Raw genomic sequence first — 5,790 nt, forward strand, 5'->3', positions numbered from 1 at the left:
ATATTCGGGTGTATTATGGTTACATAAAGTAAACAAGATAATAAATTGTAACCTTTATAGTAGTGTGATAGATATAGAAAGGATAGATGAAGATGAAAGACTTAACAAAAGAAATTGCTCACCTTGTAGATTGGCTAGGGGAATATGGAAAGGATCCTAAAGGTGGTGTAACCCGCCTGCTTTATACGAAAGAGTGGATTGAAGCACAAAATGCATTGGAAATGCAGCTTCAAGAAGATGGATTGACTACTCGTTTTGATGAAGTGGGAAATTTATTCGGCCGCTTAGAAGGCAGTAAGTATAAAGATGAAACAATTTTAACTGGTTCTCATGTTGATACAGTTAAAAATGCAGGTAAATTAGATGGTGCATACGGAATTTTAGCCGGTATCTTAGCAATTCGATACTTAAAGGAAACATACGGCCAGCCTTTGCGTAATCTTGAAGTCGTTTCGTTTGCTGAAGAAGAAGGAAGCCGTTTCCCTTATGCTTTCTGGGGTTCAAAAAACCTTGTTGGAATTGCAAAGAAAGAGGATGTTGAAAACATATCAGATTTCAATGGTGTTCCATTCGTAGATGCAATGAGAGAAGCAGGTTTTAATTTTAGGGAAGAATCAAAAGCGTTTCGTACAGATTTAAAAGGTTTTATTGAAATTCATATTGAACAAGGCAATGTATTAGAAAATGAAGGGAAAAGCGTTGGGGTTGTTCATAGCATTGTCGGTCAAAGACGTTTTACTATTGATGTAACAGGTGTAGCTAACCATGCAGGCACTACACCGATGGGGTATCGTAAGGATGCTGTATTTGCAGCGAGCCAAATGATTCAAGACGTGATTAATAAGGCAATAGAGTATGGCGATCCACTCGTTGCTACTGTAGGAAAAATCGAAGTCAAACCGAACATCGTGAATGTTGTACCGGGGGGAGCATTATTCACGTTGGATGTTCGACATACAGAAAAAGAAGTACTTGTAAAGTTCACTGACGAATTAACTAGTATCATAAACAGGATTGCCAATGAGTCCGGTGTAGAGGTTAAAATCGATATGTGGATGGACGAGGATCCAATTCCTATGGATCAACTAATCGTTGAAGCAATTGAGAAACAAACGAAAGAAAATGGTTTGAATTACAAAATGATGCATAGCGGAGCAGGTCATGATTCGCAAATCATTGCCCCAATTGTGCCAACAGCGATGATATTTGTGCCAAGCCGTAATGGGATTAGTCACAATCCATTAGAATATACAAGCCCAGAAGAGTTAGCAACTGGTGTGAAAGCGTTGATTAATTCACTTTATGTTTTAGCGTATAAAGAGTAAAAATGTTTACTAGTTAAAATGGAAAATTATCTAAATTAGACAATTATATTAATCAAACTAGGAGATGAATGGCATGAAAACAACGAAAGAAGCATTAAAAAAATTAATGACAGTGAAATTAAATAAAGCGGGGCTTTCCGAAGAACATGCTGAGGGAGTGGCTGATGTATTGGCATATGCAGATGCACGAGGAATTCATTCCCACGGAGCAATGCGGGTGGAGTATTACGCAGAAAGAATCGCAAAAGGCGGCATTAACACAAATCCGAATTTCAAGTTTGAAAAAACAGGACCAAGTTCAGCGATATTTGATGGCGATAATGGCGTTGGGCATGTAGCTGCAAAAATAGGGATGGATCACGCGATCGATATGGCGAAAGAATCTGGGATTGCAGTTGTCGGCGTTAGAAGGATCGGTCACAGTGGAGCCCTTTCATACTTTGTCCAACAGGCTGCTGAACAAGGCTTAATTGGCATTTCAGTTGTTCAATCGGATCCAATGGTTGTGCCTTTTGGTGGAAGTGAACCTTACTATGGAACAAATCCAATTGCGTTTGCAGCCCCTGGTAAAAATGACGATATGATCGTCTTTGATATGGCAACGACAGTTCAAGCATGGGGGAAAATTCTTCATGCACGCTCGAAGAATGAATCCATCCCGAATACATGGGCGGTAGATAAAAACGGTGAGTCGACAACAGATCCATTTAAAGTCAATGCTTTACTCCCAATTGCAGGTCCGAAAGGCTATGGATTAATGATGATGGTGGACGTTTTATCAGGTGTTTTACTTGGCTTGCCATTCGGAAATAAAGTTTCATCTATGTATAATGATTTAAGTGAAGGCCGTAATTTAGGTCAGCTTCATATTGTTATCAATCCAGCATACTTTACAGACTTAACAAAATTTAAGGAAAACATTTCTAATACAATGAGCGATTTAAACAATATTAAACCAGCACCTGGTTTTGAACGAGTGCTTTATCCTGGTCAAAACTCTGTTATTGCCGAACAACAATCAGAAAAAGAAGGAATTGAAATTGTTGACGATGTATATCGATATCTTGAGTCGGATGTTGTTCACTTCAATAAGTATGACAATAAAGACCCATTCGCAAAATAGTTTCTGATGCTAACTATTAAGCAACCAGATTTTAATTTTTAATAGATATTTTTAAACCCATATATCTCAAATTAGAGATGATTGAATTTAGATATTTTTAAATGGAGGTAAAATAAGTATGACAACAGTTATGACAAAAGATTTTTACACTGCAATTAAAGAAAGACGTTCTTACTATAGCATCAATAAAGAAGTAAAGGTATCTGATGAAAGAATTAAAGAAATCGTTGAATTTGCCGTAAAATACACTCCATCTGCTTTCAATTCACAAACTGCACGTCTAGTTGTATTGACAGGAGAAGCGCATGATAAATTATGGAGCATTACAACAGAAACGTTAAGAAAAGTGGTTGGAGAAGGAAATTTTGAAGGAACTCAGCAAAAAATGGATTCCTTTAAAGCTGGACATGGAACAGTATTATTTTTTGAAGATGAAGCAATTGTGAAATCTCTTCAAGAACAATTTGCTTTATATGCGGACAATTTCCCGATCTGGTCAAGTCAAGCATCAGGTATGCATCAATTAGTGGTTTGGTCAGCATTAGAAGCTGAAGGATTAGGAGCGTCTTTACAACACTATAATCCGTTAATTGATGAAGAAGTCAAGCAAGAATGGAATATCCCAAGCAATTGGAAGCTGATTGCTCAAATGCCATTTGGCAATCCAATTTCTCAACCAGGCGAAAAAGAATTCCAGCCAGTTGAAGATCGTGTTAGATTTTATAAATAACACACAAAGGAATTAATAAAAAAATTCCTCCCTATCATTTTGATGAGGAGGTATTTTTTAACATTTATAATTTCATTTTAATAATTCGATTAGTGGAAAGGTGCCTTAAATCAGGCTGCAGACTTTTTGATCTTACCGAAAGTAAACAAATTGATTTTAGATACATTGCTTAGGGAGAGTGATATTTAACATGGTTACGCTATATACATCACCAAGTTGTGCTTCTTGTCGCAAAGCAAAAGCTTGGCTTAGTAAATATGAAATTGATTATGAGGAAAGAAATATTGTTTCTACACCGTTGACGATTAATGAGATTAAAGGAATTCTTCGTATGACAGAAGATGGAACAGATGAAATTATTTCAGAAAGATCAGCTGTATTTCAAGAATTGAATATAAATATAGATTCTCTTTCACTTTCAGAATTATATCAAACAATCAAAGATCACCCTAAATTATTACGAAGACCACTAATTCTTGATGAAAAAAGGTTACAAGTGGGATTTAATGAAGAAGAAATTCGCAGATTTTTGCCTCGCCAAGTTCGTACACTCTATCATGATGAAGCTCAAAGAATGGTCAATTAATATAGACAACTTTTTGGGATTAAAATAATATGTAATGGAAGTAATGCTCCTTATAATCATGTATTTAGACAAGAGTGTCAAATACATAATTATAAGGTTTTTTTATTATAGACCTAAAAGCTTTTTGCTGCTTCAATAGCTTTTGCAATAGCTTTTTCTTTAATCTCTTGAGCCTTTTCTGGAAATCTTTTATGCCCTTCTATAAATATTCCTTCAAAAGAAGATACCTCAAAGAATTTCATCATAACATCTAAGTAACGATGACCCATTTCCATATCAGCATCTGGTCCTTCTGAATAAATATCTCCACGGGCTTGAATGTGTATTGCCTTTTTACCTGTTAACAAACCAACTGATTTTTCTTTAGAGTATTTGAAAGTTTTTCCAGACACAGCTACACCATCAATATATGTCTTCATAATTGCTGGTATAGAAAAGTTCCACATTGGTGTAACAAATATATATTTATCAGCTAATAAAAATTGTCCCCCTAATTCAGCTAAACGACCTACTTTCGATCTTTCGCTTGGTAATAACTTATCAAATGAAATTCCTGTCCGAAGCTTTTCCCAACCACTAAACACATCGGCATCAAGATATGGAATATTAGCCTTGTATAAGTCAAGATGAACTATTTCATCATTAGGATGTAAATCTCTATATGATTTGATAAATGCTTCTCCTACTTCCATACTATAAGATCCAGTTTCATCATGCGGATTCGCTGTAATATAAAGAACATTTGACATGTGTATCTTTTCCTGCCTTTCTAAAATCAAGAATACTATCTGCTTCTGTGCTGAATGATGTATGATAATCAAGCAACTATGTATTCTTGATTATTGTTGTTTATTCAATGATGATATCGCTTATCTCTAATGAAAAATCACGAGTTGATACTTCTTTTCTAATGGAGCCATAGTGATGAAAGTTGAACTGTTCACTCGCCTACATTAATCCTTAATCCAATCTTCTGCCCAACCACTGATTGGCCCAAGAATTTTTCCTAATTCAGTTCCTTTTTTTGTGAGCAAATACTCTGTCCGAATAGGGCGTTCAGGTATGACATGACGTACAACTATTCCGTGTTCCTCCAGTTCTTTCATTCTTTCCGTGAGCACTCGTTTACTTAAATCTGGAATTGTTGCATGAATTTCACTAAAACGTTTGGGTCCACCAATTAACACATAAATAATTAACCCAGTCCACCTTTTTCCGATTAGTTCAAAGGATTTTTCTACTTTAGGGCATAGATCTTGCGGTTCGCTCATCTCCCTACATCTCCTTATTATCACTTTGTATAATGAAACCCCTGTATATTTATTGTAACCTAAATTGTTTTACTAATGAAGATAAAAATTGTTTGTTAACTATAAAATAATTAATGATAGCAATAACTTAAAAACTATTATAAGTACCGAAACACGAGAATAACAAATTTACTGATTATAAAAAGTAACCGATAAAGTAGAAGGGTTAAACCGGAATTTTATATGCTTGACTGTTTGGTTTTCATCCAATAATTGGTGCATTGAATGAACTGCAGCCAAATTTAATCCGTTGGTCTTGGACCGGCATTAAGACCAGAGTTTTCTACTGTCATAATTGGACGAACAGTAATATCTTCATTCACAATAATTTGACAAGATAAACGAAGATAATCATCAAATAATTGATCATCATTCAATCCTTTAGCCGCAAAAGCATTTTTTTCATTGCTAGATACTTTAAGATAATCACCTGCCAAAACTTCTACTCTACAAGTTGTACATTTTGCTTTACCGCCACAGCGATGGAGAATATTTACACCATTATCTTCTAATGCTAATACTAACTTTTTTCCCAATTCTACTTCAAAAGTACCTTGACCAATTACAGTAATATAGGGCATTTTAAATCCACCTCACAAAAAATGATTAATCAAAAATGTTTTTTCTTCATGATTAGTTATTCTCATACTTAGCAACATTAAGACATAAAAATGATTTTTTTCGCTAATAACACAAACATTTACTACTTTTTAGAA

Annotated in this window: 7 protein-coding genes; 4 read left to right on the top strand and 3 right to left on the bottom strand. The window is 35.0% G+C overall.

What is annotated here, in order from left to right:
• Positions 1–92: 92 nt before the first annotated feature.
• From allC to spxA, 4 genes are all read left to right on the top strand, one after another.
• Positions 93–1,325: an allantoate deiminase gene (gene allC / locus V7149_RS21280; RefSeq protein WP_335347592.1), complete on the top strand. Its 1,233-nt coding sequence runs from the start codon at positions 93–95 to the stop codon at positions 1,323–1,325.
• Positions 1,326–1,398: 73 nt separating this feature from the next.
• Positions 1,399–2,448: an ureidoglycolate dehydrogenase gene (gene allD / locus V7149_RS21285; RefSeq protein ID WP_335347593.1), complete on the top strand. Its 1,050-nt coding sequence runs from the start codon at positions 1,399–1,401 to the stop codon at positions 2,446–2,448.
• A gap of 130 nt (positions 2,449–2,578) precedes the next feature.
• On the top strand, positions 2,579–3,178 hold the full coding sequence (locus V7149_RS21290; protein ID WP_335347598.1) for a nitroreductase family protein: 600 nt from the start codon (positions 2,579–2,581) through the stop codon (positions 3,176–3,178).
• 190 nt (positions 3,179–3,368) lie between these two features.
• Positions 3,369–3,764, top strand: coding sequence for a transcriptional regulator SpxA (spxA, locus tag V7149_RS21295; protein WP_335347594.1), 396 nt, complete (start codon positions 3,369–3,371; stop codon positions 3,762–3,764).
• Positions 3,765–3,877: 113 nt separating this feature from the next.
• Here spxA and V7149_RS21300 read toward each other — a convergent pair whose 3' ends face one another.
• From V7149_RS21300 to V7149_RS21310, 3 genes are all read right to left on the bottom strand, one after another.
• Complete coding sequence (locus V7149_RS21300) at positions 3,878–4,513, bottom strand: FMN-dependent NADH-azoreductase (RefSeq protein ID WP_335347595.1); 636 nt, start codon at positions 4,511–4,513, stop codon at positions 3,878–3,880.
• A 204-nt stretch (positions 4,514–4,717) separates the two neighbouring features.
• Entirely contained in the window at positions 4,718–5,035 is a 318-nt protein-coding gene (locus V7149_RS21305) for a winged helix-turn-helix transcriptional regulator (protein ID WP_335347596.1), read from the bottom strand.
• Positions 5,036–5,316: 281 nt separating this feature from the next.
• Positions 5,317–5,655 carry a 2Fe-2S iron-sulfur cluster-binding protein gene (locus V7149_RS21310; protein ID WP_335347597.1) on the bottom strand — a complete coding sequence of 113 codons (339 nt, stop codon included), beginning with the start codon at positions 5,653–5,655 and terminating at the stop codon, positions 5,317–5,319.
• Positions 5,656–5,790 lie beyond the last annotated feature (135 nt).

This window comes from Bacillus sp. JJ1503 (genome assembly GCF_036965125.1).
GTDB lineage: Bacteria > Bacillota > Bacilli > Bacillales > Cytobacillaceae > Cytobacillus.

What these genes read in the sequence shown, in the direction of transcription:
- V7149_RS21310 (WP_335347597.1), bottom strand. Translation starts at nt 5,655, where the DNA reads ATGCCCTATATTACTGTAATTGGTCAAGGTACTTTTGAAGTAGAATTG.
- V7149_RS21300 (WP_335347595.1), bottom strand. Translation starts at nt 4,513, where the DNA reads ATGTCAAATGTTCTTTATATTACAGCGAATCCGCATGATGAAACTGGA.
- allD (WP_335347593.1), top strand. Translation starts at nt 1,399, where the DNA reads ATGAAAACAACGAAAGAAGCATTAAAAAAATTAATGACAGTGAAATTA.
- V7149_RS21305 (WP_335347596.1), bottom strand. Translation starts at nt 5,035, where the DNA reads ATGAGCGAACCGCAAGATCTATGCCCTAAAGTAGAAAAATCCTTTGAA.
- spxA (WP_335347594.1), top strand. Translation starts at nt 3,369, where the DNA reads ATGGTTACGCTATATACATCACCAAGTTGTGCTTCTTGTCGCAAAGCA.
- V7149_RS21290 (WP_335347598.1), top strand. Translation starts at nt 2,579, where the DNA reads ATGACAAAAGATTTTTACACTGCAATTAAAGAAAGACGTTCTTACTAT.
- allC (WP_335347592.1), top strand. Translation starts at nt 93, where the DNA reads ATGAAAGACTTAACAAAAGAAATTGCTCACCTTGTAGATTGGCTAGGG.